The sequence below is a fragment of the Actinokineospora sp. genome (genome assembly GCF_052390155.1).
Taxonomy (GTDB): Bacteria; Actinomycetota; Actinomycetes; order Mycobacteriales; family Pseudonocardiaceae; genus Actinokineospora.
In genome coordinates, this window is record NZ_JBQTHF010000030.1 from 89,394 (window position 1) to 115,194 (window position 25,801).

Annotated in this window: 27 protein-coding genes; 5 read left to right on the forward strand and 22 right to left on the reverse strand. The window is 71.3% G+C overall.

The features are described 5' to 3' along the window. Positions 1 to 21: 21 nt before the first annotated feature. The 8 genes from ACT4N7_RS12025 to ACT4N7_RS12060 all read right to left on the reverse strand — a co-directional run bounded on the left by ACT4N7_RS12025 (position 22) and on the right by ACT4N7_RS12060 (position 9,092). Positions 22 to 1,554, reverse strand: a complete 1,533-nt coding sequence (locus ACT4N7_RS12025) for a uroporphyrinogen-III synthase (protein ID WP_444828750.1) — start codon at positions 1,552 to 1,554, stop codon at positions 22 to 24. Positions 1,555 to 1,574: 20 nt separating this feature from the next. Next, positions 1,575 to 2,534 (reverse strand): hydroxymethylbilane synthase, encoded by a 960-nt coding sequence (gene hemC / locus ACT4N7_RS12030; RefSeq protein WP_444828751.1) that lies wholly within the window; start codon positions 2,532 to 2,534, stop codon positions 1,575 to 1,577. Further along, complete coding sequence (locus ACT4N7_RS12035; RefSeq protein ID WP_444828752.1) at positions 2,534 to 3,853, reverse strand: glutamyl-tRNA reductase; 1,320 nt, start codon at positions 3,851 to 3,853, stop codon at positions 2,534 to 2,536. The genes hemC and ACT4N7_RS12035 overlap by 1 nt, the downstream gene beginning before the upstream one ends. After that, on the reverse strand, positions 3,850 to 4,653 hold the full coding sequence (locus ACT4N7_RS12040; protein ID WP_444828753.1) for a redox-sensing transcriptional repressor Rex: 804 nt from the start codon (positions 4,651 to 4,653) through the stop codon (positions 3,850 to 3,852). The genes ACT4N7_RS12035 and ACT4N7_RS12040 overlap by 4 nt, the downstream gene beginning before the upstream one ends. Positions 4,654 to 4,858: 205 nt before the next feature. Beyond that, entirely contained in the window at positions 4,859 to 5,560 is a 702-nt protein-coding gene (locus ACT4N7_RS12045; protein WP_444828754.1) for a fasciclin domain-containing protein, read from the reverse strand. Positions 5,561 to 5,680: 120 nt separating this feature from the next. Further along, positions 5,681 to 7,249 (reverse strand): molybdopterin-dependent oxidoreductase, encoded by a 1,569-nt coding sequence (locus ACT4N7_RS12050; protein WP_444828755.1) that lies wholly within the window; start codon positions 7,247 to 7,249, stop codon positions 5,681 to 5,683. A gap of 80 nt (positions 7,250 to 7,329) precedes the next feature. Next, on the reverse strand, positions 7,330 to 7,548 hold the full coding sequence (locus ACT4N7_RS12055; RefSeq protein WP_444828938.1) for a glutaredoxin family protein: 219 nt from the start codon (positions 7,546 to 7,548) through the stop codon (positions 7,330 to 7,332). 29 nt (positions 7,549 to 7,577) lie between these two features. Beyond that, complete coding sequence (locus tag ACT4N7_RS12060) at positions 7,578 to 9,092, reverse strand: AMP-binding protein (RefSeq protein ID WP_444828756.1); 1,515 nt, start codon at positions 9,090 to 9,092, stop codon at positions 7,578 to 7,580. A 217-nt stretch (positions 9,093 to 9,309) separates the two neighbouring features. Here ACT4N7_RS12060 and ACT4N7_RS12065 point away from each other — a divergent pair, with 217 nt between their 5' ends. The 3 genes from ACT4N7_RS12065 (at position 9,310) to ACT4N7_RS12075 (ending at position 12,344) form a co-directional block, all read left to right on the forward strand. Next, positions 9,310 to 9,981 carry a sigma-70 family RNA polymerase sigma factor gene (locus ACT4N7_RS12065; protein WP_444828757.1) on the forward strand — a complete coding sequence of 224 codons (672 nt, stop codon included), beginning with the start codon at positions 9,310 to 9,312 and terminating at the stop codon, positions 9,979 to 9,981. Positions 9,982 to 10,091: 110 nt separating this feature from the next. After that, positions 10,092 to 11,360 carry a DUF5667 domain-containing protein gene (locus ACT4N7_RS12070; RefSeq protein ID WP_444828758.1) on the forward strand — a complete coding sequence of 423 codons (1,269 nt, stop codon included), beginning with the start codon at positions 10,092 to 10,094 and terminating at the stop codon, positions 11,358 to 11,360. Positions 11,361 to 11,537: 177 nt separating this feature from the next. Beyond that, positions 11,538 to 12,344 (forward strand): HAD family hydrolase, encoded by an 807-nt coding sequence (locus ACT4N7_RS12075; protein WP_444828939.1) that lies wholly within the window; start codon positions 11,538 to 11,540, stop codon positions 12,342 to 12,344. Here the strand turns inward: ACT4N7_RS12075 and ACT4N7_RS12080 are convergent. Further along, the gene (locus ACT4N7_RS12080) at positions 12,323 to 12,658 is read right to left on the reverse strand and encodes a hypothetical protein (RefSeq protein ID WP_444828759.1); all 336 of its coding nucleotides are present in this window, start codon (positions 12,656 to 12,658) and stop codon (positions 12,323 to 12,325) included. The genes ACT4N7_RS12075 and ACT4N7_RS12080 overlap by 22 nt on opposite strands. Before the next feature lie 146 nt (positions 12,659 to 12,804). Between ACT4N7_RS12080 and ACT4N7_RS12085 the strand changes: the two genes are divergently transcribed. Continuing rightward, complete coding sequence (locus ACT4N7_RS12085; protein ID WP_444828760.1) at positions 12,805 to 13,677, forward strand: helix-turn-helix domain-containing protein; 873 nt, start codon at positions 12,805 to 12,807, stop codon at positions 13,675 to 13,677. Continuing rightward, positions 13,670 to 13,927, forward strand: a complete 258-nt coding sequence (locus ACT4N7_RS12090; protein ID WP_444828761.1) for a DUF397 domain-containing protein — start codon at positions 13,670 to 13,672, stop codon at positions 13,925 to 13,927. The genes ACT4N7_RS12085 and ACT4N7_RS12090 overlap by 8 nt, the downstream gene beginning before the upstream one ends. Here ACT4N7_RS12090 and ACT4N7_RS12095 read toward each other — a convergent pair. From ACT4N7_RS12095 to ACT4N7_RS12155, 13 genes are all read right to left on the reverse strand, one after another. Next, positions 13,924 to 14,898 (reverse strand): lysophospholipid acyltransferase family protein, encoded by a 975-nt coding sequence (locus ACT4N7_RS12095; protein ID WP_444828762.1) that lies wholly within the window; start codon positions 14,896 to 14,898, stop codon positions 13,924 to 13,926. The two genes, ACT4N7_RS12090 and ACT4N7_RS12095, sit on opposite strands and share 4 nt — an antisense overlap. 23 nt (positions 14,899 to 14,921) lie before the next feature. Then, positions 14,922 to 15,950: an NAD-dependent epimerase/dehydratase family protein gene (locus ACT4N7_RS12100; RefSeq protein ID WP_444828763.1), complete on the reverse strand. Its 1,029-nt coding sequence runs from the start codon at positions 15,948 to 15,950 to the stop codon at positions 14,922 to 14,924. Between the two features lie 199 nt (positions 15,951 to 16,149). Next, positions 16,150 to 16,251 (reverse strand): 30S ribosomal protein bS22, encoded by a 102-nt coding sequence (locus tag ACT4N7_RS12105; RefSeq protein WP_018684825.1) that lies wholly within the window; start codon positions 16,249 to 16,251, stop codon positions 16,150 to 16,152. A 152-nt stretch (positions 16,252 to 16,403) separates the two neighbouring features. Then, the gene (locus tag ACT4N7_RS12110; protein ID WP_444828764.1) at positions 16,404 to 16,622 is read right to left on the reverse strand and encodes a helix-turn-helix domain-containing protein; all 219 of its coding nucleotides are present in this window, start codon (positions 16,620 to 16,622) and stop codon (positions 16,404 to 16,406) included. A 133-nt stretch (positions 16,623 to 16,755) separates the two neighbouring features. Further along, the gene (proC, locus tag ACT4N7_RS12115) at positions 16,756 to 17,586 is read right to left on the reverse strand and encodes a pyrroline-5-carboxylate reductase (protein ID WP_444828765.1); all 831 of its coding nucleotides are present in this window, start codon (positions 17,584 to 17,586) and stop codon (positions 16,756 to 16,758) included. A gap of 22 nt (positions 17,587 to 17,608) precedes the next feature. Further along, positions 17,609 to 18,466: a thioesterase family protein gene (locus ACT4N7_RS12120; protein WP_444828766.1), complete on the reverse strand. Its 858-nt coding sequence runs from the start codon at positions 18,464 to 18,466 to the stop codon at positions 17,609 to 17,611. Between the two features lie 58 nt (positions 18,467 to 18,524). Next, positions 18,525 to 19,451 carry a proline dehydrogenase family protein gene (locus tag ACT4N7_RS12125; protein ID WP_444828767.1) on the reverse strand — a complete coding sequence of 309 codons (927 nt, stop codon included), beginning with the start codon at positions 19,449 to 19,451 and terminating at the stop codon, positions 18,525 to 18,527. Positions 19,452 to 19,503: 52 nt separating this feature from the next. Further along, a complete protein-coding gene (locus tag ACT4N7_RS12130; RefSeq protein ID WP_444828768.1) occupies positions 19,504 to 20,310 on the reverse strand; it encodes a sugar phosphate isomerase/epimerase family protein in 807 nt (268 codons plus the stop codon). Further along, complete coding sequence (locus ACT4N7_RS12135; RefSeq protein ID WP_444828769.1) at positions 20,307 to 21,635, reverse strand: hypothetical protein; 1,329 nt, start codon at positions 21,633 to 21,635, stop codon at positions 20,307 to 20,309. Before ACT4N7_RS12135 ends, ACT4N7_RS12130 begins: the two co-directional genes overlap by 4 nt. Before the next feature lie 102 nt (positions 21,636 to 21,737). Beyond that, a complete protein-coding gene (locus ACT4N7_RS12140) occupies positions 21,738 to 22,691 on the reverse strand; it encodes a Ppx/GppA phosphatase family protein (RefSeq protein ID WP_444828770.1) in 954 nt (317 codons plus the stop codon). Positions 22,692 to 22,715: 24 nt separating this feature from the next. Beyond that, the gene (locus tag ACT4N7_RS12145) at positions 22,716 to 23,405 is read right to left on the reverse strand and encodes a response regulator (protein WP_444828771.1); all 690 of its coding nucleotides are present in this window, start codon (positions 23,403 to 23,405) and stop codon (positions 22,716 to 22,718) included. Continuing rightward, positions 23,402 to 24,658, reverse strand: a complete 1,257-nt coding sequence (locus ACT4N7_RS12150; protein WP_444828772.1) for a sensor histidine kinase — start codon at positions 24,656 to 24,658, stop codon at positions 23,402 to 23,404. Before ACT4N7_RS12150 ends, ACT4N7_RS12145 begins: the two co-directional genes overlap by 4 nt. A gap of 226 nt (positions 24,659 to 24,884) precedes the next feature. Further along, the gene (locus tag ACT4N7_RS12155) at positions 24,885 to 25,631 is read right to left on the reverse strand and encodes a phosphoglyceromutase (RefSeq protein ID WP_444828773.1); all 747 of its coding nucleotides are present in this window, start codon (positions 25,629 to 25,631) and stop codon (positions 24,885 to 24,887) included. Positions 25,632 to 25,801 lie beyond the last annotated feature (170 nt).

Below are 25,801 nucleotides of genomic sequence, written 5' to 3' on the forward strand. Positions count from 1 at the left end.
AAGCGCCGCCCACGGGTGGTCCTAACGCCTGGCGCGCTTGGTCTTGCGCGGGGGCGGCAGCGCACCCTCCGCGCGCAGCCGCGCGGCGTGCTCGGCGAGCGCGTCGACCAGGGCGGGCACGGTGGCATCCTCGGGCTGGACGTCGACCCGCAGGCCGAACTCGCGCGCCGTCTCCGCGGTCTTGGGGCCGATACAGGCCACCAGGGTCCGCGCGTGCGGCTTGCCCGCGATGCCGACCAGGTTCCGCACGGTGGACGACGAGGTGAAGCACACCGCGTCGAACCCGCCGGTCTTGATCATCTCGCGGGTGTCGGCGGGCGGCGGCGCGGCGCGGACCGTGCGGTACGCGGTCACGTCGTCGATCTCCCAGCCGCGGTCGCGCAGGCCGGCGGCGAGAGTCTCCGTGGCGATGTCGGCGCGCGGCAACAGCACCCGCTCGACCGGGTCGAGGATGTCGTCGTACGGCGGGAAGTCGGCCAGCAGGCCCTCGCTGGACTGCTCGCCCGAGGGCACCAGCTCAGGGTTGATGCCGAACGAGCGCACCTTCGCCGCGGTGGCCTCGCCGACGCAGGCGATCTTGACCCCGGAGAACGCGCGGGCGTCGAGGCCGAACTCGGCGAACTTCTCCCAGACCGCGCGCACGGCGTTGGTCGAGGTGAAGATGACCCACTGGTAGCGGCCGTCGACCAGGCCCTTGACCGAGCGCTCCATCTGCGCGGGGCTGCGCGGCGGCTCGACGGAGATGGTCGGCACCTCGGACGGGATGGCGCCGTGCAGGTGCAGCCGCTCGCTCATCTCGGCCGCCTGGTCCTTGGTGCGGGGCACCAGCACGCGCCAGCCGTAGAGCGCGCGCGACTCCCACCAGGACAGCTTGGACCGCTGCGACACGGCGGCGCCCACGGTCACCACGAGGTGCCCGGAGATCTCGCCCGCGTCGGCGGCCAGCGAGGCCAGGGTGGTGTCGACGGTGCGCTGGCTGGAGCAGGTACCGTCGGCGGTCACCGCGACCGGGGTTTGCGGCGCCAGGCCGTGCTCGACCAGCGAGGACGCCGCCTCGGCGAGGTGGCTGGCGGTGGCGTGCAGCACGATCGGACCGGGTACGCCCGCGAGGCCCGCCCAGTCGATGTCGCCGCGGACGTCGACCTCGGTGTGCGTGGAGCCGAGCGCGATGCCCGCGTACGCCGGGACGGCGGTGGCCGGGGAGACGCCCGGCACCACGTCGAACACCGCGTGGGTGCGCGCCACGGCCTGCGCCTCGGCGACGACCGCGGAGTGCGTCAGCGGGTCGCCCGAGACCAGCCGGACCACGACGCGACCCGCCCTGGCTTCGCCGACGAGGTCTTTGGCGACGTCGGCGGGCTCGCCAACGGCGGGGCGCACCTCGACGTCGGCTCGGGCGAACGCCAGTACGCCCGCTGGGACGTCGGGGTCGGTCACCACGAGTTCCGCCCGTTCGAGCAGTTCCTTGGCTCGAACGGTGAGCAGCCCGGCGTCGCCGGGGCCGGAACCCACGAAAGCGACGCGACCGGGGGACTTACGTGCACGGGTGGTCATGTCAGGCCACTTCCCATCAACTACGCCTCGGGACCGGAGAGCACCCCGGCCCCGAGTTCCAGCAGCTCGGCGGCCAACGCACGACCAAGCTGCTCTCCTGCGGTCAGGTCACCGGTGGCCGAGGCGCGCATGATCTCGACGGGCCCGATCGGGTTCCCGCCTGCGATATACGCTGCGGCGACCCCGCGCAGCGACAGGCGGTAGATCACCTGGTCGTTGCTGTCGAGATCCTCCACGACGTCGGCCAAAGCGCCAACCGGCGCGCTGCAGCCCGCTTCGAGCGCGGCCAGCATGGCGCGCTCCGCGGTGACCGCGGCCCGGGTGGCTTCGTCGTCCACTGTGGACTGAAGAAGGTGTTCGACGTCGACGTCGTCGACGCGGCACTCGACCGCCAGGGCGCCCTGTGCGGGCGCGGGCAGCATCTGGATCGGGTCGAGGGTCTCGGTGATCTCGGCCAGCCGCCCGAGCCTGGCGAGGCCCGCGCGGGCCAGCACCACCCCGTCGAGCTTGCCGTCGGTCACCATCTGTATCCGGGTGTCCACATTGCCCCGGATGGGCACGATCTCCAGGCCGAAGCCGAGCGCGTGCAGTTGCGCGGCCCGCCGCGGCGAGCCGGTGCCCACAGTGGACCCCGGCGGCAGTTCGCCCAGGGTGAGGCCGTCGCGGGCGATCAGCGCGTCGCGCGGGTCTTGGCGCGGGGGCACCGCGGCCAGCGACAGCCGCGGGTCGGGCGCGGTCGGCAGGTCTTTGTAGGAGTGCACGGCCACGTCGACGGTGCCCTCGGCCAGCGCGTCGCGCAGCGCGGAGGTGAACACGCCGACGCCGATCTCGGCGATCGGCGCGTCGGAGAGGTCGCCCGGGGTGGCCACGGTGACGATCTCCACCTTGGCGCCGGCCTTCTCCAGCGCGTCGGCGATGGTTCCGGTCTGTGCCAAGGCGAGCGCGCTGCCGCGGGTGCCGATCCTGATCGTCCGAACCATCAGTGCCCACCGTCCACAGAAGACTCGAAGGGGGTCGACACGGCGGCGGGCGCCTGCGGGTCGAGCTGGAACAGCTCGCGCAGCGCCTCGGCGTAGCCGGTGCCGTCGGGTCCTGAGGCCAGTTCCTTGACTCGGACCGTGGGGGTGTGCAGCAGTTTGTCCACCACGCGGCGGACCGTGCGGGCCAGCTCGTCGCGGACCGGGGCGTCCAGTTCGGGCAGCCGCGCGTCGAGGCGCAGCAGCTCGGCGTCGACCACTTCGGCGGCCCGCTTGCGCAGCGCGGCGACGGTCGGGGTGACCTCGGCGGAGCGCTGCGCGGCGAGGTAGGCGCGCACTTCCTCGGCCACGATCTCGCCCGCGCGCCGGGTGTCGAGCCCGCTGGGCGACTCGGCGAGCCTGCGCTGGAGGCTTTCCAGGTCGACCACGCGCACGCCCGCCAGCTCGGCCACACCGTGCTCGACGTCGCGCGGGAGGCCGAGGTCGCAGATCACCAGCGGCCGGTCGGCCCCGCGCGGGTCGACTGCCTCGACCGGCACCACCGCGCCGACCGCGCCGGTGCAGGAGACCACCACGTCGGCGGCGGCCACCTGCGACCGCAGGTCCGTGAGCCCGACCGACTCGGCCGGGACGCCCTGCTCGCGCAGCGACGCCGCCAGCCGCGCGCCGTTGGCCTCGCTCCGGTTCGCGACGACGACGTCGCCGATGCCCGCCCGGCGCAGCGCGGCGGCGGCCAGGCCGCCCATGGAGCCCGCGCCGACGATCAGCGCACGACGCCCGGCCAGCCCGCCGAGCGCCCGCTCGGCGTCGGCCAGCGCCTCGGACACCACCGAGCCGCCCGCCTGGTCCAGGCCGGTGTCGGTGTGTACGCGCTTGCCGATGCGCAGCGCCTGCTGGGTCAGCTCGTGCAGCGGACGCCCGACGGTGCCCGCGTCGCGCGCGGCCTGGTAGGCCAGCCGGACCTGGCCGAGGATCTGGGACTCGCCGACGACCATCGAGTCGAGCCCGGCGGCGACGGTGAACAGGTGCTGCGCGGCGGCGCCCGCGTAGTGCACGTACAGGTGCTCATAGAGCGCGGAGACGTCCTCGCCGGACTGGCGCGACAGCACGCCGACGACATCCGCGAGACCCGCGTGGAACGCCTCGACAACGGCGTAGACCTCGACCCGGTTGCAGGTGGAGACCAGCACCGCCTCGGTGATGTTGTCGCAGGCCAGCAGCTCGTGCAGCACCTTGGGCACGTCGGTCGCGGACACGGTCACGCGTTCGAGGACGTTCAGGTCGGCGGTGCGGTGCGACATGCCGACAGCCAAGATACTCACGACACCACCATCCCGTTGACCTCCAGAGCCTGCGCGACGCCGTTCATGGCGGACGCGTTGTCGGCCCTGCGGGCCACGTGGAACGACAGCACCTGCAACTCGACGGCCAGGTCGACCTTGCGGACCTCGACGTGGTCGGGCACCTGCAGGACGACCGGCGCGAAGTTCAGGATGCACTGCACGCCCGCTTCGACCAAACGGTCGCAGACCGTCTGCGCGGCGGGCGGCGGCGTGGCGATGACGCCGATGGTGACCTCGCGCTCGGCGCACACCCGCGGGATGTCGTCGATGTGGGCGACCAGCAGCCCGCCGACGGGCACGCCGAGCAGGTCCGGGTCGACGTCGAACAGCGCGGTCACGGGGAAGCCGCGGCCGGGGAACCCGCCGTAGTTGGCCAGGGCGTGGCCGAGGTTGCCGATGCCGACGACGGCGACGCTGTGCTTGCGGGTCAGGCCGAGGATGCGCTCGATCTCCTCGATGAGCACCGCGACCTCGTAGCCGACGCCGCGGGTGCCGTAGGAGCCGATGTAGGACAGGTCTTTGCGGAGCTTCGCGGAGTTGACCCCGGCGGCGGCGGACAGTTCCTCGCTGGACACCGTGCCGCAGCCCTGCTCCTGCATGCCCGAGAGGACGCGGAGGTAGACGGCGAGCCGGGCAACCGCGGCCTCGGGGATGGCGCGGGCCCGCTCACGCGCGGCGGGTACGTCGGCCACGCGCGGGATGGGGGTGGTGATCTCCGCGGCGGTCGGGGCGGGCGGGGTGTCGCCGACCCCGTTCCGCTGGCCTCGCTGTGCCGCCACGCTGGTACTCCTTGACGAGAATCGTCTCCGGGATGGTCACACGGTACCGCTTGTGAACGCGTGCACAAAGTCGGTGGCCAGGGGCTTGATTCAGCCCACATCATCGCTGAGGGCGCTGACAGGGGACCACTCTCAGGGTGCCGGACACAGCAAAGCGGCGGGGCGGAGATCGCTCTCCGCCCCGCCACTGGCTAACTGGGTGTGATCAGGCCTTCGGCATGAGCACGGTGTCGATGACGAAGACAGTCGCGTTCTTCGTCGGGATGTTGCCGCACAGGATCTTGGCGCCATTGATGGTCATGGCGTCACCGGTGCCCTCGATCTTGATCTCGCCACCGGCGGTGTTGAGCGGGGTCACGGTGCCCGCGGCCGCCAGGCCCTTGGCGTCGTAGCGCTTCGGCACCACGTGGAACTGCAGGATCGGGCCGAGCACGGCGGGCTTGCCGGCAAGGTCGGCGAACGCTGCGTCACCCAGGGCGGCGAACGCCGGGTCGGCGGGCGCGAAGACGGTGAGACCGTCGGTGGTGTTCAGGGTGTCGGCCAGACCCGGGACGGCACCGACAGCCGCGACCAGCTTGGTCAGCACCGGGTTGGTGCTGGCGGCGGTCGCGAGCGGCTGCGGACCCATGGAGGTCAGCGAGCCGGGCTCGCCGTCCTTCGGCAGGGACGCGCAGGCCGGGCCGAAGGTGTCGGCCGGGGTGGTGACACCGGTACCGCCACTGGCCGCCGAAGACGTGGCAGCAGCCGTCGTGGTGGTGGGCGCAGCAGCCGTGCTGCTGGAGCCCGAGCTCGCCGTGTCGCTGCTGCTACACGCAGTCAGCGTCAGGGCGGCAGCGGCGAGGGCGGCAGCACCGGTAACCAGTTTGATGTTCCTCAACAGGATCACTCCGTTCCGAACAGAAGGCATTCATGGGTTACTTCGGCACAGTCGCGCCGAAGGTTGGGTGCACTTTCGGATGAATCTGAAAAATCTGCCGCACGTCGCCCTTTCGAGTGAAAGGGCGCACCCCAGAGGGGTATTGACCTGCTAATTCACGGTGAAGAGTGACGAGTGCCACCCGGTGGCACCGTCCGGGATCGGGGGAACCCGCTCTTCGCCTTGAGTCCGACCGTTGCGATCGGTGGCGCGCACCTCCGCGCGGTGGCTTCCGGCCGTCAGGTCGAAGTCGAGTCGCCACATGCGCCAGGTCTGGTTGTTCACCTCGGTGGCCAGCTCGGCGGGCTTCCACTCGCCGCCGTCCATCCGCACTTCCACCTTGTCGATACCGGTGTGCTGCGCCCAGGCGATGCCGGCGACAGTCACCTTTCCAGCGGGCACGGTGGCGAACCCGCGGGGAGCGTCGATGCGGGACTGGGTCTTGATCGGCGCCCGCTTCGCCCAGCCACGCTCCTCCCAGTAGAAGGTCTTCTCGCCGAACTTCGTCAGCTCCATGTCGACGACCCACTTGGTGGCCGACACGTAGCCGTAGAGACCCGGCACCACCATGCGCGCGGGGAACCCGTGCTCCAGGGGCAGCGGCTCGCCGTTCATCCCGATCGCGAGCAGCGCGCCGCGCTTCTCGTCCATCAGATCCTCGACCGGCGTGCCCGTGGTCCAACCGTCCACACTGGTCGAGAAGAGCTGGTCGGCCCCCGGCTTGACGCCCGCCTCCATGAGCAGCTCGCGCATCGGGACGCCGACGAAGTTGGCCGTGGAGACGTACGGACCACCGACCTCATTGGACACACAGGTCATCGTGATCGTGCGCTCCACCAGCGGTCGGTCGCGGATGTCGCCGAAGTCGAAGGTCAACTCGGAGTCGACCATGCCGTGGATCTTCAGGTTCCAGTCCTCCGCCCGCAGCCGGGGCACCGTCAGCGCGGTGTCGATGCGGTAGAAGTCCCGGTTGGTGGTGATGAACTTCGGTGTGCCGAGCGCGGCGAAGTCGGCGCCCGCGGGAATCGCGGCAGCGGGCATCGCGGGCTTGAGCGCACCGACCGCGGCCCGGGACCCCTCGACGTCGACGCGGCCGGAGAGGAACTGGCCCGCGCCGCCGAGGACGACCGCTCCCACCGCGACACCGCCGGAGGTGACCATGAACTTGCGTCGGGTCGCGCCCTCGCCGTCGGAGGTGGGCTCATCGATGATCTGCGCGTTGCGCACGGCCAGGTCGTGCAGCCAGCGGAACACCACGAGACCGGCGGCCAGGCTGGCGACGGGCGCCAGCACGGCGATCTGGCCCAGGTCGGGCCGGTCGAGCACCGCGAGGATGCCGAGCACGCCGAGGATGCCCGCGAGCACCATGCCCGGCAGCGGCGAGCGGCGCGACAGCAGGCCCGCGACGATCGCGGCCAGCAGGATGGTCAGTGCCATCCCGCCGAGCAGGACGATCTTGTCGTAGGTGCCGAAGGTGCGTATCGCGAAGTCCTTGAGCCAGGCAGGCGTCATATCGATCGCGGAGTTGCCGACGGCGAGGAAAGGCGAGGCATTCGGACCCACCAGGCCGGCCACGAAATGCCCGGCCGCGAGTGCGGCGGCGACGGCGATGATGCCGATCAGCGCCGCTATCGGCCACCGGATGCGCTGGGTGGTCTGAGTGCTCTCTTTGACGTCCACGGTCTGTATTCGGAGCAGGTCGGCCCGCGGATCTAACGAATTCGCGAATGTCCGCCGGAAAAGGCCCGGTAGGCCGCTGATCAGGGGCGCAGCGCCGCGCGCAGCCGGTGCTCCTCGACCTTCCAGTACCCGTGCTCGGCGCCGTCGACCAGGATCACCGGGACGCGGTCGCCGTATTCGGCGCGCAACTCCGGGTCGCCGTCGACGTCGGCGGTGTCCCACGCGACGTCCAGTTCGGCACAGATGCGCTCGACGTCGGCCTCGGCGACGACACAGGCCGAACAGCCCTGCCGCGTCATCACCGTCACCCTGCTCACCCCTGCCACGCTCACCCGGCCACGCTACCGCGCAGGCTCGCCCGGCGGAGCTTGCCGGTGACCGAGTGCGGCAGGGCCTCGATGAACTCGACCGACCCTGGCACCTTGAACCTGGCCAGCCGCTCGGCGCAGTGCGCGAGCAGCCGCTCCTCGGTCAGCTCGGTGTCGGGGCGCAGCACCACGACGACCTTCACCCGCTCGCCCGCGCGGTCGTCCGGCACACCGACAGCCGCGACCTCCGCCACCTCGGCCAACTCCGCGACGACCTGCTCGACCTCGTGCGGGTAGACGTTGAAGCCGTTGACGATGATCAGGTCGTTGGCCCGGTCGACCAGGTGCAGGTCGCCGTCCTCGTCCAGGTAGCCGACGTCGCCGGTGCGGAACCACCCTTCGGCGTCGGGGCCATGCGCGCCGTCCGGCCAGTAGCCGCTGAACAGGTTGGCCCCGCGGGCGGCGACCAGGCCGGTGTCGGTGTCCTCGTCCACGAAGTCGACGGCGATGCTCTCGTCGGGGTCGGCGAGCGAGGTCAGCGGCCGTCCGTCGCTGTCGACCAGGCGGATCTCGACGCCGGGGATCGCGCGGCCGACCGAGCCGGGCTTGGCCACGCCGCCTACCAGCGTCGAGGTGAGCACTGGGCCGGTCTCGGTGAGCCCGTAGCCCTCGAACACGATCAGACCGGTCTCCTGGCGGAACAGGGCGAGCGTGCGCGGGTCGAGCGGGGCGGCGCCGGAGGTGGCCAGCCGGACGGTGGCCAGTGCCTCGCCGAGCCGTTCCGCGCCCGCCGCGACGAACGCCTGGTACATCGTGGGCACGCCGACGATCTTCGACACCCGGTGCGTCTGGCAGGCGTCGAGGGCGCGCTCGACGCCGAAGCGGTCGAGCAGGACCGCGGTGGCCCCCGCGGCGGCGGTCTGCCACAGCCCGGACAGCCCGTAGGCGTGCGAGAGCGGCACGATCAGCAGCACCTTGTCGGTGGAGGTGACCGGGGCGGGCCGCAGTTGCGCGCACTGCTCGACGTTGGCCAGCAGTGCCCGGTGGGACAGCATCACGCCGCGGGGCACGCCCGCGGTGCCGGAGGTGTAGCAGAGCACCGCGAGGTCTTCGCCCCCGCGCACGGCGGCCACCGGCTCGGCCTCGCCGTCGCTCAGGTCGGGCGGGTCGAGCACCGTCGCCCCGCCGACACCGATTTCGCCGACGGCCAGCGCGGCGCCGCTGTCGGCCAGGACGCGCTCGATCTCGCGGGGTGCGGAGTCGACTCCGATGGGCACCGCGACGCCGCCCGCGCGCAGCACGGCGAACACCGCGACGCACAGCTCGGCGCTGTTGGGCAGCAGCAGCGCGACCCGGTCGCCCGCCGCCATCCCGGCTCCCACCAGCACGTTCGCGTACCGGTTGACGCCGGCGTCGACCTGCTGCCAAGTGAGTGAACGCTGCGTCGAAACGTCGACGAAGGCCACGTGGCGAGGTACCTTCGCGCACGCTCCAGCCACCAGGTCCGCGACATTGCCGGTGGACGCATCGGCCATTCCTGGACCTCATCTCCGTGGGGATCACGAGCGATCACGAAGGATCACGGGAGACGCAGTGTGGCATCGATCACCGACGTCACGGTTAACTACCCACTGCGTCTCATGCTTGGAACTTCAGCGCGGTACCTACTACCAAGTAACAACACGTAAGCTGCCAGTGGAGCCCAGCGGTGGTGCGACCGCTCGGACCGTTGAGGGAGTGTGCGGCTGCTCGATGACCCGCCAGACGCGAACCAACGCGGCCGCGTCCGTGCCGCAGGCCCGACCGGCGACGGATGGGGTGCCCGCGCGCGCCGCCGAGCCGGTCATGCAGCCCGCGGTCCCGGACGCCGATTCGGCGCACCGCGAGTCGTGGGAGTTGGTGCACGCCGCGCAGGCCGGGGACAAGGTCGCGTTCGGCAAGCTCTACGACCACTACGTGGACGTGGTGTTCCGGTACGTGCTGTTCCGCGTCGGCGACCGCGAGCTGGCCGAGGACGTCACCAGTGAGACGTTCCTGCGCGCGCTGCGCCGGATCGGCTCGGTGAGCTACCAGGGCCGCGACGTGGGCGCGTGGTTCGTCACGATCGCCCGCAACCTGGTGCTCGACCACGTCAAGTCCAGCCGCTACCGGCTGGAGGTGACCACCCCGGAGATCCGCGACTCCGAGCGGGTCGAGGCGGGGCCCGAGCAGCAGGTGATGTCCAAGGTGACCCGCGAGGCGCTGCTGGCGTGCGTCGACCAGCTCGGCGACGACCAGCGGGAGTGCATCGTGCTGCGCTTCCTGCAGGGCTTGTCCGTGGCCGAGACCGCGGCGATCATGAGCCGCAACGAGGGCGCGGTGAAGGCGCTGCAACATCGGGCCGTACGCAGGCTCGCGCTGCTGCTGCCCGCCGAACTGAGGTGACGGCGTTCACTCGGTAGTGTCATTCGGCCACGCGTGCCGTGCCCGGGCCGTAACCCTGCGGCCCACCAGTCGTTTCACACAGCGAGATCCCTACAAGTCGGAGCGAGACAGTGGAGAGCGGATCGGGTCCATCGACCCCGCGCGGTCGGCGTGAGCGCAGTGCTCGCGTCGGTAGGCCGCAACCGCGGGACCCCGACCTCAGTGCCGACGACCGCAGTGCCGACAACCTCAGTGCCGACGACCGCACCGTCGTCGAACTGTTCGCGGGTCTCGCCCCGCTGACCGCACCCGACCCGGCCACGCGCGACCGGATGCGCGAACGCATCCTCGCCGGCCTGGCCGAGTCCGCGGACCCGACCGCGCCGGTGCTCGACCGGCCCCGCGCGACCAGGTCTCCGCGCGCGGGTCGCGCGCCGCGTACGCGCAGTGCTTTAGCGCCGGGCGGCACTCGCCCCGGGGAGGCGCCGAGAACGGGGTCGGGCGCCCGCGGGCGGTTGGTCGTGGCGTCGATCGCGGTGCTGGCCCTGGTGTTCTCGCTGGCGGGCATGAGCTTGCTGCTGGCCCGCGACGCGCTGCCCGGCGACGCGCTCTACGGCGTCAAACGCACCGGGGAGGCCGCGTCGCTGGGGCTCACCTTCGGCGACGAGGACCGGGCGTTCAAGCACCTGGAGTTCGCCACCGCGCGGATCACCGAGATCGAGACGCTGACCCAGCGCCACCCGAATCCGGCCGACGCGCCGATCGGCAGTTACCTGTCCGCCCTCGGCGACTTCGACACCGACGCCGCCGCGGGCACCCGCCAGCTCACCGCGCTGGCCACCTCGGGCGACGGCAGCCAGCTTGAGATCCTGCGCACCTGGGCGAACCAGCAGGGCGACCGGCTCAGCGCGCTCGGGCCGAAGCTGCCGAGCGCGGCGAGCACCCGCCAGGCCGCGTCGGTGGCGTTGCTGGCCAAGATCGAGCGCCGGTCGGACGCGCTGATCGCGCGGCTGCCGTGCTACCAGATCACCTCCGGGGCCGTCGATGACGTCGGCCCGATGCCCGCGACGGGTGTCTGCGAGCCGCGGGCGGACGGCCCCCGGATACTCCCGTCGAACACCGAGGCGGGCACGCGACCCGCGCCGACCGGGCCCGCCCTCACGACGCCGCCGCAGGCGCAGCCGACCGAGGCCGCGCCAGGTCAGCCCGCGCTGACGCCGCCGGGTGCGTCCGCGCCGCCGCAGACGATCGTGGTGCTGCCGCCGTTGCTGGGCGGGCCGAACTCGACCGGCCCGGGCGGCTCGACGGCGCCGACCATCACGCTCCCGTTGCCCCTGCCGCTGCCCACGATCGCGCTGCCGCCGCTGCTCCCCGGACTGCCCGGACTCCTGATCAGTTGAGGTCCGCGCGCGACCGGGCGGCCGATCGCTACGCTGTGCCCACGGCTAAGTTGCGGTGCCTGATCGACCAGGAGGCGTGCGGTGTCCCTGCGGCGTGGGGGTGGACAGAACCCCGAACTCGAACGCGAACGCCTGGCCGCTGTCGCGGGCGAGGCGAGCGCCGAGGCCGCCGTCGCGATGGAGAAGGCCGACACGGGCGGGCCCACGCCGGTCGACCTCACCGCGGCCGCGTTCTTCGACGTGGACAACACGGTCATGATGGGCGCGTCGATCTTCCACTTCGCCCGCGGGCTGGCCGCGCGGAAGTTCTTCAGCAACTCCGATCTGGTGAAGTTCGCGTTGCAGCAGGTGATGTTCCGCGTCGGTGGCAAGGAGACGGTCGAGAACGTCCGCACCAGCCGGGAACAGGCACTGTCCTTTGTGGCCGGACATACGGTGGCCGAGCTGACCGCGCTGGGCGAAGAAATCTACGACGAGCTGATGGCCGACAAAATCTGGCCGGGCACCCGCGCGCTCGCCCAACTGCACCTCGACGCGGGCCAGCGCGTCTGGCTGGTGACCGCGACGCCGGTCGAGCTGGCCGGGATCATCGCCCGCAGGCTCGGCCTGACCGGCGCGCTCGGCACGGTCGCGGAGAGTACGGACGGCGTGTTCACCGGCAAGCTCGTCGGCGAGATGCTGCACGGCGCCGCGAAGGCGCACGCGGTGCGTTCGCTGGCCGCGCGGGAGGGCCTGGACCTGCGCCGCTGCACCGCGTACTCGGACTCGTCCAACGACGTCCCGATGCTGTCCGTGGTGGGCACGGCGGTCGCGGTCAACCCCGACAGCGGCCTGCGCGAGACGGCCCGCAAGCGCGGCTGGGAGATCCGCGACTTCCGCACCGGCCGCAAGGCGGCCAAGATCGGCGTGCCGTCGGTGCTGGGCGCGGGCGCCGTGGCGGGCGCGGTCGCGGCGGGCCTGGCCTACCGCAAGCGCGCGAGCTGATCGAAGGTCCGTTCGCGCATCCGGGCGATGAGCTTGCCGAATTCGGTGGTCTTGTCCTTCACCTTGCGGTTGACGGTCTGCACGACCGGGCAGGGCCACTCGGTGGCGCAGACCCGGCAGCGCCCGTCCGGCTCGTCGGCGTGCTCGATCACGATCATCCTGATGACGTCGCACAGGTCGGGAATGACGGCCTGCGCCGCGTCGATGTCCTCTTCGGACCATTCGTGGCCGGAGGCGAACAGCTCGGCCTCGTCCAGGTACTCATAGAGGCTGTACCGCAGTAGGTAGAACGCTTCGGCCCGCACGGGGTTCATTCAGCCGCCTCCGAAATCCAGAGGAGCCCCCACGGCTCGCTCTGTCTGTACTAGACAGCCGGCACCGGGGACAAGCCAACCTCTCTTCGGGGGACAACGATCGCGAACACGCCGAATGGGTCGCGCCGGGGCCTTATGGTCGGCGCATGCGTGATCGAGAGCCCACGGTGCGCACCCGCGAACTGGGTGACGCCCTGCGCGCGGCGATGGAGATGGCCGGTCTCAACGGACACGAACTGGCGCTGCGGCTGGGCTGGTCGGACAGTCGCGTGTCGCGGCTGCTGTCGGGCAAACGCGGTGGCTCGGAGACCGATGTGGTCGCGTTCCTCACCGCCTGCGGGGTGAAGAGCAGCGAATGCGACCGGCTGGTGAAGCTCAGCCGGGAGGGCAATGTCTCCGGCTGGTTCCAGCAATACGGCCCCCGCCTGCCCAAGCAGGTCCGCACCCTGATCGACCACGAGGACAAGGCCCTGACGATCGTCCAGTTCCAGTCGACCTGGGTACCCGGACTGCTACAGATTGGCGACTACGCCCGAGCGCTGATCCAAGGAGCAGGCACGGTGCCGCCGGACGAAGTCGATGACCGGGTAGCTGCACGATTGGCTCGGCAGAACCTGTTCAGCCGTATCCGGCCGCCGAAGTTCACCTTTTACCTACACGAGTTCGCCCTGCGGATGCCTGTAGGCGGATCAGAAGTCATGTCTGATCAACTGCATCACCTGCTCCGCATGTCGGTGCGCAAGTACCTGAGTTTGCGGATTGTCCCGGTGGCAATCGGCGTGCACGCCGCCTCGGCCGGACCGTTCACCCTGCTTGATGTCGCCGACTTCAAGCCAGTGGTATACCTGGACAGCGAAACATCCTGCCTGTTCCTGGAAGATCCAGTGGAGATCGGCGCCTATCAGCGGATCCTTGACCTGCTGGCGGACACGTCGTTAGACGAGGGACAATCCCGGGACATGATTGCCGCGTTGGCAACCAGGCTCTATGCGGATCGAGAGGGTCATGATGATGCCTGAGCTGAGCCAGGTTTCCTGGCGCACGAGCAGCTTCAGCGCCAACGGCGGTACCTGTGTCGAGGTGGGCTGGCTGCCTGAGCACGTTTCCTGGCGCACGAGCAGCTTCAGCGCCAACGGCGGTGACTGTGTCGAGGTGGGCTGGCCGGGTGTGGGTGTGGCCGTGCGGGACTCCAAGAACACCACCGGACCGACGCTGGCCTTCCCGGCGGGCACCTGGCACGACCTGCTCGCCCGACACGCCGACCGCTAACCGAAGAACGTGCCGCCGCGTTGGCTGAGCATCCGGTAGAGCGTCTGCTGGATGGTCTCGCGGACCTGGTCGGCCAGGGTGAAAACCAGCATCGGATCGTCGGCCGCGCCCACGGCGTGGTCGTCGGTCGCGATGGGCTCGCCGAAGCGGATATGCCACTTCGACGGCAGCGGGATGGCGCCGAGCGGACCCAGCAGCGGGAAGAACGGCGTGATCGGGAAGTACGGCAGCCCGAGCAGCCGGGCCACGGTCTTCAGGTCGCCGATCTTCGGGTAGATTTCCTCGGCGCCCACGATGGAGCACGGGATGATCGGCACGCCCGTGCGCAGCGCGGCCGAGACGAACCCGCCCCGGCCGAAGCGCTGGAGCTTGTACCGGTCGGCGAAGGGCTTGCCGACGCCCTTGAAGCCCTCCGGCCACACCCCGACCAGCTCACCCGAACGCAGGAGTTGCTCCGCGTCGGGGTTGCACGCCAAGGTCTGCCCCGACTTGCGGGCCAGCGCGCCCAGCAGCGGCACCTGGAACACCAGATCGGCACCGAGCATCCGCAGATAGCGCCCGCGCGGGTGATTGTCGTGCACGGCGAGGCCGGTCATCAGCGCGTCGATGGGCAAGGTGCCCGAGTGGTTGCACACCACCAGCGCGCCACCGTCGAGCGGCAGGTTCTCCACGCCGCTGACCTCGACGCGGAACCAGTTGCGGTACAGCAGCCGCAGCGGCGGGAGCAGCAGCCGGTCGGTCAGCTCCGGGTCGAAGCCGAACTCGTCCACGCGGTAGTCGCCCGCGAGCCTGCGGTGGGCGAAGCCGATGGCGTCGGCGATGCCGCGGCGGACACCGGACACTTCGGGCGCCGGACGTTCCGGCCGCAGCGGGACCGGCTCGACCGGCGGCCCCTCGATCTCCTTGGTCGGCGCGGTGAACCGCCGGTGGCGGTCCGCCCGCTGCAACGGGATTACCCGGGCTTCCTGCATTCCTGCACCCTCCTGGCGCGTGGTCAGGACGGGGTCCCCAGAACCCGTCGCTCCAGCCCGGCGAACAGCGCCGGGTCGAGAACCGGGCGCAGCCCGGTGCCGTGCACGTAGTCGTCGAACGCCTGTCGGGTGGTCCAGCGCGGGGTGAACCCGAAGACCGACTTGAGCCGGGTGGTGTCGACAACCCGGCCGTAGTTCAGATACCGCACGTGATCGGGCGAGAAGTCGACCACACGGGCGCCGCGCAGCAACCTGCCCGCGGCGGGCATGGCCTGGCGCAGCACCGGCAGCGGCAGCCTGCCCGCACGCCGGATGGCCTGCGACAGCATCAGCACACCGTCGCCGCCGACGTTGAACACGCCCGGGTGCTCGCCCATGCTCGCCAACTCCAGCACGGCCAGCGCGTCCTCGGAGTGCAGCAGTTGGATGCGGGCGTCGTAGCCGAGCACCGTGGGCACCACGGGCAGCGCGAAGTACCGGGTCAGCACCGTGTCGACGCGCGGGCCGATGAGGTTCGTCAGCCGCAGCATGGTGACCGCCACGTCGGGGCGCCTGCGGGCGAAGCCGCGCACGTAGCCCTCGACCTCCACGGCGTCCTTGGCGTAGCCGCTGGAGGAGATGTCCTTCGGGGTGTCCTCCTCGGTGAACACCGCGGGCGAACGGGCGCTCGCGCCGTACACCGCGGCCGTCGACTTCACCACTAGCTTGCGCACCGACGGCGCCCGCTGGCACGCGGCGAGCAACTGCATGGTGCCGATGACGTTCATCTCCTTGAGCACCGTGCGCCGCGTGGGACCGGGCGGATTCGCCGTGGTGGACGCGTGCACGATGGTGTCGACGTTCGCGGAGGTGATCACCTTGGCGATCAGCGGGTTGCGGATGTCGGCGCGGACGAACTCGGCGCGGCCCATGGTGCGGACGACGTCCTTGGGCGGTGGCACGGTGTCCACGCCGAGTACGCGATCGATGTCCGGGTTCGCCGCGAGCCGGGCGGCCAGGTTGCCACCGAGGTAGCCGCCGACACCGGTGACCAGGACGACTTTGGGCGTCATGGGAATCCCTGCGGAGTGGTCTAGCTGAGGGGAACCGAGTGGCCGACTGTACTCGCACCAACGGGTTCGGCCGAACGCAGCAACACACTCTTAACGCAGGTCACACGGGTTGTTGGGGGATGTCACCCGAATGGTGGAGGCCCGGACGCGGCAGCGCCCGCACCGGATCGGTGCGGGCGCTGCCGGGCAGTCAAAGAAACTACTTCTTGAGCTTGCGACGCTGGACGCGAGTCTTGCGCAGCAACTTGCGGTGCTTCTTCTTCGACATGCGCTTGCGGCGCTTCTTGATGACCGAGCCCATGTGGGTCCTTAGCTCTCGTCGGGAGGTCGATTCCGGTGTCCGGCGCTCCGGTGCGGCGACGTCACGGACGCACGCCAAAACACCAGGCACAACGGCTGACCAGAGTACCCGGGTGCCCGAGAGCACCGGCCGGCGGCCGGCCGGCGGGCGGCTCAGCCCGCGTCGAAGTAGGCGTTCTGCAGGTAGTCGTGCACCGCTTTCTCCGGCACACGGAAGGATTTGCCCACTCGCACGGCGGGCAGTTCGCCGTTGTGCACCAACCGGTACACCGTCATCTTGGAGACTCGCATGATGGTCGCCACCTCGGCCACCGTCAGGAACTGCACCTGCGGAAGTCCGGGTGGGTCCGGGTCGCGCTTCCTTGCCGGCATGGCTCACCGCGTCCTTAAACACGCGTCGCGCCGCCGGCTTCCCCACCGACGGATTCGACACGCACGTGCTTCGGTCGAGAGTAGCGGGACTGGTGTGACTCATGCGACGCCATGGGCGGGGCAAAATCCGGGCTCAGCCCGGCTCGTGGGCCTGCCCCAGCTCGCGGGACCGGTCGCGGGCGGCCTCGATCGCGGCGATGAGCGCCGCGCGGACCCCGTGCCGCTCCAACTCCCGGATCGCCATGATCGTGGTGCCCGCGGGCGAGGTGACGGCCTCGCGCAGGATCACCGGGTGCTCGCCGGTCTCGACCAGCATCGCCGCCGCGCCCACGGCGGACTGGATGATCAGCTTCTCGGCCACCGCGCGCGGCAGGCCGAGCAGGATGCCCGCGTCGATCATGGCCTCGACCAGGAAGAAGAAGTACGCCGGACCGGACCCGGACAGCGCGGTCACCGCGTCCTGCTGCGACTCCGGCACCCGCACGACCTTGCCGACCATGCCGAGCAGCTCCTCGACGATCGCCAGGTGCTCGGCCCCCGCGTGCTTGCCGGGCGAGATGGCGCTCATGGCCTCGCCGACCAGCATCGGCGTGTTCGGCATGACCCGCACCACCGGCACACCCGCGGCCAGCCTGCGCTCGAACAGCGCGGTCGGCAGGCCCGCGCAGAGCGACACCACGAGCGTGTCGGTGTCCACGACCGGGGCCAGCTCGTCCAGCAGCGGCTCGATGTCCTGCGGCTTGACCGCGACGATCAGCACGTCGGCGATCTTGGCCGCGGTGGGGACATCGGTCGAGCGGATGCCGTAGGTGCCGGTCAGCTCGGCCGACCGCTCCGGGTAGCGCTCGGTGAACAGCAGCTCATCGGCCCGCCTGCCGCCGTGCAGCAGCCCGGACAGCAGCGCCTCGCCGATCTTGCCCGCCCCGAGCACGGCGACCGTGGGCCGCGCCTTCGCCTCAGTCATGCCGCCAAGCTAACAGCGCCCGTCACCCGATCGCGGACAACGCGAGCTGGCGCGCCTGGCAGACCAGCCGACCGGTCGAGTCGACCACCGTGGCATCCGAGTCGAACCACATGCCGTGCACGGCCTTGGACTCCACCTGCACCCGCAGCCAGCCCGGCGCCGGGCGCGAGCGCAGGTGCGCGGTCAACTGGACCGTCGGCGACCAGCCGAGCCTGCCGAGGTTGAACGTCACCGGCATCGAGACGTCGCCCGCGATCAGCGTGAACAGCGGGTCGGCCTGCTCGCCGCGCGGGCGCACCCACAGCCGCAGCCGCAGCGGGTCGCCGATGTGGCCGTGCAGGAAGCCCGCGCCGTTCGGGTCGAGCCGGATGTCGCACACCTCCGTCAGCCGGAACACCGCGGCCGAGGGCAGCGTGGCCAGATCGATGGCGTTGCCCGGCGGCTCGGCGGGCTGGTTGGGCAGGTCGGACCAGGCGGCCCGCTCGCGCGGCAGCCTGCCGGTGGTGACCACACCCTCCACGCACGCCCGCCCACTCTGTTCCAAGTGGACGGACACGACAGTGGTGCGTCTGCCGGACTTGCGCACGTCGGCGCGCAACAGCACCGGGCCGACCGCGGGCGGGCGGAGGAACTGCGCGCTCACCGCGAGCGGGTCGACCAGCGGCGCACCGGACCCGCTGTGCGTCGCCACGGCCGCCTTGGCCAACAGGGCGAGCAGAAATCCGCCGTGCGGCTTGCCCCCCACGGTCCAGGTGGCCGGGAGGTCGGCGGCGAACGTGCCGTCCCCCAACGGTCGCACCCTGGCCGCAGCGGCGAACGCCCCGCCCGCGGGTGGCTGCCCGCCAGTCCGCACGTCGCCGTGTCCAGCAGCACTACTCATGAGCGACAGCCTGCCACGCCGGGGCCGCGCGATCGGCAATACGCCCCACGCCGGGCGCTCAGTTCCGGCTCATCAGGGCACGAAGGAAGAAAGTCGTGTTCGCGGGCCGCTCGGCCATTCTGCGCATGAGGTATCCGTACCATTCGCCGCCGTAGGGGAGGTAGACCCGCACGGTGTGACCTAGCTGGGCCAGACGGAGCTGTTCGTCCGGGCGGATCCCGTAGAGCATCTGGAACTCGAAACTGCCCGGCTTGCGCTCGTGCGCCTCCGCGCGCTCGCTGATGATCCGCACCAGCCGGGGGTCGTGCGTGGCGAACATCGGATAGCCGTCACCCGCGAGCAGCGCGTTGACGCAGCGGACATAGCCGCGGTCGACCTCGCCCGCGTCCGCGAAGGCAACCGTGTCCGGCTCCTTGTAGGCGCCCTTGCACAGCCGGACCCGCGAACCCTCCGCGGCCAGGCGCCCGACGTCGTCCAGCGTGCGGCGCAGATATGCCTGGAGCACCGCACCCACCCACGGCCAGGTGCGGCGCAGCTCGGCGAGGATGCGCAGCGTGGAGTCCGTGGTGGTGTGGTCCTCCATGTCGAGGGTCACCGTCGTGCCCGCCGTCTCCGCCGCGCGGCAGACGCGGCTCGCGTTGTCCAGCGCGAGCCGCTCGTCCAAGAGTTGGCCGACAGCCGACAACTTGACGCTCACCTCGGCCCGGTCGGCCAGGCCCTCGGCGCGCAGCCGGTCGAGCAGCTCCAGATACGCCCGCACGGTGGCCTCGGCCAGGGTGCTGTCGGTGGTGTCCTCGCCGAGATAGTCGAGGGTGACGGTGAGACCGGACTCGACCAGCCGCCGCGTCGTGGCGACGGCATCCTCGGTGGTCTCCCCGGCCACGAACCGGCGGACCACGTCCCGGCTGACGGGCGCGGTCGCCACCACCCGGCGGATGGCGCCGTTCCGCGCGGCGGCCAGAATCAACGAACGCAACGGGTTCACGCCGCAGACTGTACGTCCCGGGCTGACACCGACCGACCGCCGTCCGGTCGTCCTACCTTCCCATGCTTATCCCCAGGTTGAGCCGGGCGAACAGCAACGCCTCGGCCAGGTCTTTCGCCCGGTCGGCGGGACCTTTCGCGCGCCGGGTGTTGATCTCCAGCACGACCTGGCCCGCGAACCCCTGCGCGGCCAGCGCCTCGCACAGCTCGGCACACGGCTCGTCGCCGCGCCCGGGTACGAGATGCTCGTCCTTGGGCAGCCCCCGGCCGTCCGCGAGGTGCACGTGGGTGAGGCCCGTACCCATCCGCTTGAACAACTCCATCGCGTCGACGTGGGCGGCGGAGGTGTGCGACAGGTCGAGGGTGTAGTTGCGGTGCCCGACGTCGGTGGGGTCGATGGACGGGCGGAACGCCGACATCTCCACCGACCGCGGCCCCAACCCCCGGCGCACCGGGAACATGTTCTCCACCGCCACGGCCACCCCGGTGGCATCCTCCAACTCGGCGACCAGATCGGCGAACGAGTCGGCGTAGCGGCGCTGCCACCGGAACGGCGGATGCACCACCACGGTCGGCGCGCCCAAGTCCTGCGCGGCCTCCACCGAGCGGCGCAGCCGGGTCTCCGGGTCGGGCGACCAGATCCGCTGCGTGATCAGCAGACAGGGCGCGTGCACGGCCATGATCGGGATACCCATCCGCACCGAGCGGCGGCGCAGCGCGGGCACGTCCTGGCTCAGCGGGTCGGCCCAGACCATGATCTCCAGGCCGTCGTAGCCCAGGTCGGCGGCCAGGGCGAACGCGGTCGCCGCGGTCTGCGGCCACACCGAGGCGGTGGACAGCCCGACCGGGATCGCGGTCAACGTCCGAGCAGCAACAGCGCGGCGGGCGAAACCGTGACCACCAGGCCGACCAGCACGGCCAGCACGGTCGTCTGCAAATCCTCGGCGCGGCGGATCTTGCGCACGATGAGCACCATGCCGACGATCACGACGACAGCGGCGATCAGCGCGGCGGCGGGCAGGAAGCCCCACAGCCAGTTGAAGCCCAGCCAGACCGCGGCGCCGCCGACCACGCCCAGGGCGAGCTGCCCGGCCATGATGAGCCACTCGCGGCCCACCGACCCCTCGGCGGCCTCCTCGTCTTCGTCCTCGTCGTCTTCGTCCAAGTCATCGAGTTCGTCCAGGTCATCGAGTTCGTCCAGGTCGTCCCGGTCGTCGTCCAAGTCGAAGTCGTCGCGGTCGTCCCGGACCGCGACGCTGTCGCGCTCGTCGGCGTAGTCGTCGTGGGCCTGGTAGTCCCCGAACCGGGTCGCGGCCTTCTTGTCGAAGCCCTCGAACTCCTCATGGAACTCCGCCGGGGCACCCCGCGGGTCGATGGCCGTCTCCGACGCGTCGCCGGGGAACTCCGCGGGCTGCCGGTTGGGCGGGAATCCCGGGCGCGGCCGTACGGGCGCCTCACCGGGCGCGGGAAGCTGCTGCGACGGCTGCGGCACCACCGGGACGGGCAGCGGCTGCGACGGCTGTGGCGGCGGCACTGGGAGTCGCTGCGAAGTCTGCGGCGGCGCGGGTCGGCGCGAGGTGCCGGGCGCGCGCCGGGGCAACAGCGGCGCGCGGCGCGGCCCCTTGCCCAGCCCGGCGGGGGGCTCGGCGGGATCGGGCGCGTCGACGGCGGGCCCGCGCGGGTCGACAACGGCGGGCACCCGCGGGATCTGCTCGGTGAGCGGTTCCGGGGTGTCCTGCCGTGCGGGAAGCGGCTGGCGGCGCAGGTCGGCCTGCGGTTCGGGCACGTCGAGCCGGGCGACGGGCGACGGGGCCGGTCTGCGCGGCGGCTCGGCGATCGACTCCGTGGCGTCCCGACCCGCGGGCGGCGGCCTGCGCGGCGGCTCCGCCAGCGCATCAGTGCCGTCGCGCCCCGGGGCGGGGCGCCGGGGCGGCATGGGCGGCGGCTGCGGACGGCCCTGCCGGTGCGACGCGCGCTCGTGCGGCGCCTGGTCCTCGCGGATCGGCAGCATCTTGCCGCTGTCCGACATGACCCGCTCGATGATCGCCTGGGGGGCGGTCTCCGAGACGTCGTCGGGCCTGCGGCGCCGTCGCCTGGGTGCGTTCTCGCCCGAGTTGCCGCCGTATTTGGCCAGCAACTCCGCCACGGTGCGCTGTGTGCGCTCCGACCCGCCTTCTTGGCTCATCCACTCCACCGTGCCCCGTGCTGGCCGATCCGTCCAGTGCCGGCACGCTCCGCGGGCGGCACCGGATCGGTGTCCGCCCGGTCAAGTTCGATCCCGGTCATGTCAGTCCGAGGAGACAGTGTGGTCCTCGGCGTTCGTCTGGTCCAGCCGCCGCAGGATCACGCCCTCCCGCAACGCCCACGGCCCGATCTCCAGTTCCGGCAGTGACAACGCTCGCATAGTGGCCTGCGCCACAAGCGCGCCCGCCACGAGCTGGTGCGCCCGGCTCGGGCTGACACCCTCCAGTTGGGCCAGATCCGCCGCGGACATCCGCGAAATGAACGCGATGAGCTGGCTCAGCGCGGTGTCGGTGAGCGTCCGGCGCACCCGCGGGCCCGCCGAGGACGGCGCCGCGCCGGTCAGCCGGGCGAGCGTGCGGAACGTCTTCGACGTCGCCACCACGCGGTCCGGCGGGCCGGCCTTCGCCATGTTCTTCGCCACCGGCGCCAACTGCTCGGCCAGCCACTCCCCGGTCTCCTCGACCTCGTCGCGACTCGGCGGGTCGGTGCGGAACCGGGTCCGGGTCAGCCTGCCCGCGCCCAGCGGGAGCGACCAGGCGAAATCGGGGTTCTCATCGATGCCCGCGGCGATCTCCAGCGAGCCGCCGCCGATGTCGACGACCAGCAGGTTCCCCGCGGACCACCCGTACCAGCGGCGGGCGGCGAGGAAGGTGTAGCGGGCCTCGTCCTCACCGGAGAGAACCTTCAGCTCCACCCCGGTCTCCTTGGCGACCCGGCGCAGCACCGCGGTGGAGTTCCCGGCCTCGCGCACCGCGGAAGTGGCGAACGCCATCAGGTCCGCGCAACCCAGCCGCACCGAGGAATCCCTCGCCGCGGCCACCGTGCGGACAAGTTCGTCCGCGCCGACCTTCGAGAGCTGCCCGGAGCGGGTGATCCGCTCCGCCAGCCGCAGCACGGTCTTCTCCGAGCGCGCAGGCGTCGGGTGGGCACCACGATGCGCGTCCACCACCAGCAGGTGGACGGTATTGGAGCCGACGTCCAGCACACCGAGACGCACGGCGTGAACCGTACCCGGTGTCGATCAGGACTCGAACTTGTAACCCAGGCCGCGGACGGTGACCAGGTGCCGCGGCGAGGCCGGGTCGGGCTCGATCTTCGAGCGCAACCGCTTGACGTGCACGTCGAGGGTCTTGGTGTCGCCGACGTAGTCCGCGCCCCACACCCGGTCGATGAGCTGGCCGCGGGTGAGCACCCGGCCGACGTTGCGCAGCAGGTACTCCAGCAGGTCGAACTCCTTGAGCGGCAGCGGCACGTCCTCGCCGTCGACGGTCACCACGTGCCGCTCGACGTCCATCCGCACCGGGCCCGCGGCCAGCACCTGCGGCAGCAGCTCGCCGTCGGCGCCCGCCTCCCCGCCGCGGCGCAGCACGGCCCGCACCCGGGCGATCAACTCGCGCGCCGAGTACGGCTTGGTGACGTAATCGTCCGCGCCCAACTCCAGGCCGACGACCTTGTCGATCTCGCTGTCCCGGGCGGTGACCATGATCACCGGCACGGTCGAGCGCTGGCGCAGCGCCTTGCACACGTCGGTGCCGCTCATGCCGGGCAGCATCAGGTCGAGCAGCACGATGTCGGCGCCGTTGCGGTCGAACTCCTCCAGCGCCTGCTGGCCGGTCGCGGCCACCGCGGCAGTGAAACCCTCCTTGCGCAGCAGGAAGGCAAGCGGGTCGGCGAAGGACTCCTCGTCCTCGACGATCAGCACTCTCGTCATGCCATTCCTCCATGATCGGAACCGGCGCCGTCGGACCTCGACGGTGCTGTCGGTGCGGTGGACGGGCTGATGGCCATCCGGGCGCCCACCCTGGTGAGCTCCGCCCCGTTCGGGTTGTCCGCGCCGGCGACCGCCGGGACGTCCAGGTGCGCGGGAATGCGCAGGGTGAAGGTGGAGCCGAGCCCTGGCTTGCTCCACAGCTTGACGGTGCCGCCGTGGTTGGCGGCGACGTGCTTGACGATGGCCAGGCCCAGGCCGGTGCCGCCGGTCGCCCGCGAGCGCGCCTTGTCGACGCGGTAGAACCGCTCGAACACGCGCTGCTGCTCCTCCTCGGCGATCCCGATGCCGCGGTCGGTCACCGCGATCTCGATGAAGCCGTCGACCAGGCGCCTGCTCACCGACACCGGGCTCCCCGGCGGCGAGTAGGCCAGGGCGTTCTCCAGCAGGTTCGACAGGGCGGTGACCAGCAGCGTCCGGTCGCCCTCGACCAGCAGCCCGCTCGCGTCGTCGGTGGTGACCGCGATACCGGTGGACTCCATGACGAGCTGCGCGCGCCCGAGCGCCTCCCGCACCACGGCGTCGACCTGGACGGTGTGCATCTCCGGCAGCCGTTCGGCGCCTTGGAGCCGGGACAGCGCGATCAGCTCGGTCACCAGCGTCCCCAGGCGGGTGCCCTCGCGCAGGATCTTGGCGGTGAACCGGCGCACCTCGACCGGATCGTCCGCGGCGTCCAGCACGGCCTCGGCGAGCAGCGCCATCGCGCCGACCGGGGTCTTGAGCTCGTGGCTGACGTTGGCCACGAAGTCGCGCCGGGTCGCCTCCAGGCGCACGGCGTCGGACTGGTCGTCGGCGTCGACCACGGTGAACCCGTCGCCGAGCGGCCGGACCTCGCCGAGCACCGCCTCCGGCGTGCGACCGCCGCGCGACTCCAGCGGCGACAGGTCGATCTCGATGGGGTCGCCGGTCTCCCGGACGACCTCCGCCGCCTTGCGGGCGCGGTCGTCCACCTGGTGGTTGCGCACCAGGCCGAGCTCCTGGGATCTCGGGTTGTGGATCACCACGTCGCCGAACCGGTTGAGCACGATGACACTGGTCCGCGACGAGTGCACGAGCCGTTGCAGGAGTTCGGACACGGTCGGCCCCACCGGCCTGCGACCGGTTGACCTGGGCCGGGATCGGCCGATCAGGAAACCGACGAGCAGGCCGATCAGCAGGGTGCCGAGCGACAGCGTGAGATAGACCGGGGCGGCCACGGACAGGATCGTAGGCAGGTGGGGAGGGGTTTGGACCAGCCCGCCCCGCCGTTCAGTGACGGTGCTGACATCGATCCGGCCGCTTGTTCGCGGCCTGGCCAGTCCTCGTTCACCCTTCCGTGTCCTACCGGCGGGTAACCCAAGCGTCCCGGACGTGGCTGGTAGAGCCTCCGCGCGGCCTGCCTTGTCGCGGGGCGCGGACCCCCGGCGGACCGCGGCCGGGCTCTCAGCGGCCCTGGTTGGCGACCTTGCCGATGGCGGCCTCGGCGGCCACCGGGTCGAGGTAGCTGCCGCCCGGGTCGCGTGGGCGCAGGTCGTCATCGAGGTCGTAGCGCAGCGGGATGCCGGTCGGGATGTTCAGGCCCGCGATGGCCTCGTCCGAGATGTCGTCCAGGTGCTTGGCCAGCGCGCGCAGCGAGTTGCCGTGGGCGGCGATCAGAACGTTGGCGCCCGCCCGCAGATCGGGCACCACCTCGCTCTCCCAGTACGGCATGATCCGCGCCACCACGTCCTTGAGGCACTCGGTGAGCGGGAGGGCGTCGCCGAGACCGGCGTAGCGGGGGTCGGCGTCCTGGCTGAACTCGCTGCCCGGCTCGATGGGCGGCGGCGGGGTGTCGTACGAGCGGCGCCAGAGCATGAACTGCTCCTCGCCGAACTCCGCCAGGGTCTGCTTCTTGTTCTTGCCCTGGAGCGCGCCGTAGTGCCGTTCGTTGAGGCGCCAGTCGCGCTTGACCGGAATCCAGTGCCGGTCGGCGGCGTCGAGGGCCAGGTTCGCGGTGGAGATGGCCCGCCGTTGCAGGGACGTGTGCACGACGTCGGGAAGCACCCCGGCCTCGCGCAGCAGCACGCCGCCGCGGGTCGCCTCGGCGACGCCGTTCTCCGTCAGGTCGACGTCCACCCAGCCGGTGAACAGGTTCTGGGCGTTCCACACACTCTCGCCGTGGCGGAGCAGCACCAAGGTTCCGATGGCCATGGCGGTGAGCCTGCCAGATGGCCCCGACCGCCCGCCGAAACCATCCACAGGCGCGGCGGGCCGGCCGAGTTCACCCGACCGGGCGTCCTCGCCCCGCCGACTCGAACTAGACCGACGGATAGTTGCCGAATCATGAAATTCCGTGACCTAATTGTTACCAAATGTGCGCA

Bases quoted from the DNA above. Each gene is read 5' to 3' on its own strand.
- ACT4N7_RS12110 (WP_444828764.1), bottom strand. From the start codon at position 16,622: ATGCCGGCAAGGAAGCGCGACCCGGACCCACCCGGACTTCCGCAGGTG.
- hemC (WP_444828751.1), bottom strand. From the start codon at position 2,534: ATGGTTCGGACGATCAGGATCGGCACCCGCGGCAGCGCGCTCGCCTTG.
- ACT4N7_RS12095 (WP_444828762.1), bottom strand. From the start codon at position 14,898: ATGCAGGAAGCCCGGGTAATCCCGTTGCAGCGGGCGGACCGCCACCGG.
- proC (WP_444828765.1), bottom strand. From the start codon at position 17,586: ATGACTGAGGCGAAGGCGCGGCCCACGGTCGCCGTGCTCGGGGCGGGC.
- ACT4N7_RS12055 (WP_444828938.1), bottom strand. From the start codon at position 7,548: ATGACGCGGCAGGGCTGTTCGGCCTGTGTCGTCGCCGAGGCCGACGTC.
- ACT4N7_RS12045 (WP_444828754.1), bottom strand. From the start codon at position 5,560: ATGCCTTCTGTTCGGAACGGAGTGATCCTGTTGAGGAACATCAAACTG.
- ACT4N7_RS12080 (WP_444828759.1), bottom strand. From the start codon at position 12,658: ATGAACCCCGTGCGGGCCGAAGCGTTCTACCTACTGCGGTACAGCCTC.
- ACT4N7_RS12100 (WP_444828763.1), bottom strand. From the start codon at position 15,950: ATGACGCCCAAAGTCGTCCTGGTCACCGGTGTCGGCGGCTACCTCGGT.
- ACT4N7_RS12085 (WP_444828760.1), top strand. From the start codon at position 12,805: ATGCGTGATCGAGAGCCCACGGTGCGCACCCGCGAACTGGGTGACGCC.
- ACT4N7_RS12155 (WP_444828773.1), bottom strand. From the start codon at position 25,631: ATGGCCATCGGAACCTTGGTGCTGCTCCGCCACGGCGAGAGTGTGTGG.
- ACT4N7_RS12135 (WP_444828769.1), bottom strand. From the start codon at position 21,635: ATGAGCCAAGAAGGCGGGTCGGAGCGCACACAGCGCACCGTGGCGGAG.
- ACT4N7_RS12120 (WP_444828766.1), bottom strand. From the start codon at position 18,466: ATGAGTAGTGCTGCTGGACACGGCGACGTGCGGACTGGCGGGCAGCCA.
- ACT4N7_RS12065 (WP_444828757.1), top strand. From the start codon at position 9,310: ATGACCCGCCAGACGCGAACCAACGCGGCCGCGTCCGTGCCGCAGGCC.
- ACT4N7_RS12075 (WP_444828939.1), top strand. From the start codon at position 11,538: ATGGAGAAGGCCGACACGGGCGGGCCCACGCCGGTCGACCTCACCGCG.
- ACT4N7_RS12090 (WP_444828761.1), top strand. From the start codon at position 13,670: ATGCCTGAGCTGAGCCAGGTTTCCTGGCGCACGAGCAGCTTCAGCGCC.
- ACT4N7_RS12145 (WP_444828771.1), bottom strand. From the start codon at position 23,405: ATGACGAGAGTGCTGATCGTCGAGGACGAGGAGTCCTTCGCCGACCCG.
- ACT4N7_RS12060 (WP_444828756.1), bottom strand. From the start codon at position 9,092: ATGGCCGATGCGTCCACCGGCAATGTCGCGGACCTGGTGGCTGGAGCG.
- ACT4N7_RS12105 (WP_018684825.1), bottom strand. From the start codon at position 16,251: ATGGGCTCGGTCATCAAGAAGCGCCGCAAGCGCATGTCGAAGAAGAAG.
- ACT4N7_RS12025 (WP_444828750.1), bottom strand. From the start codon at position 1,554: ATGACCACCCGTGCACGTAAGTCCCCCGGTCGCGTCGCTTTCGTGGGT.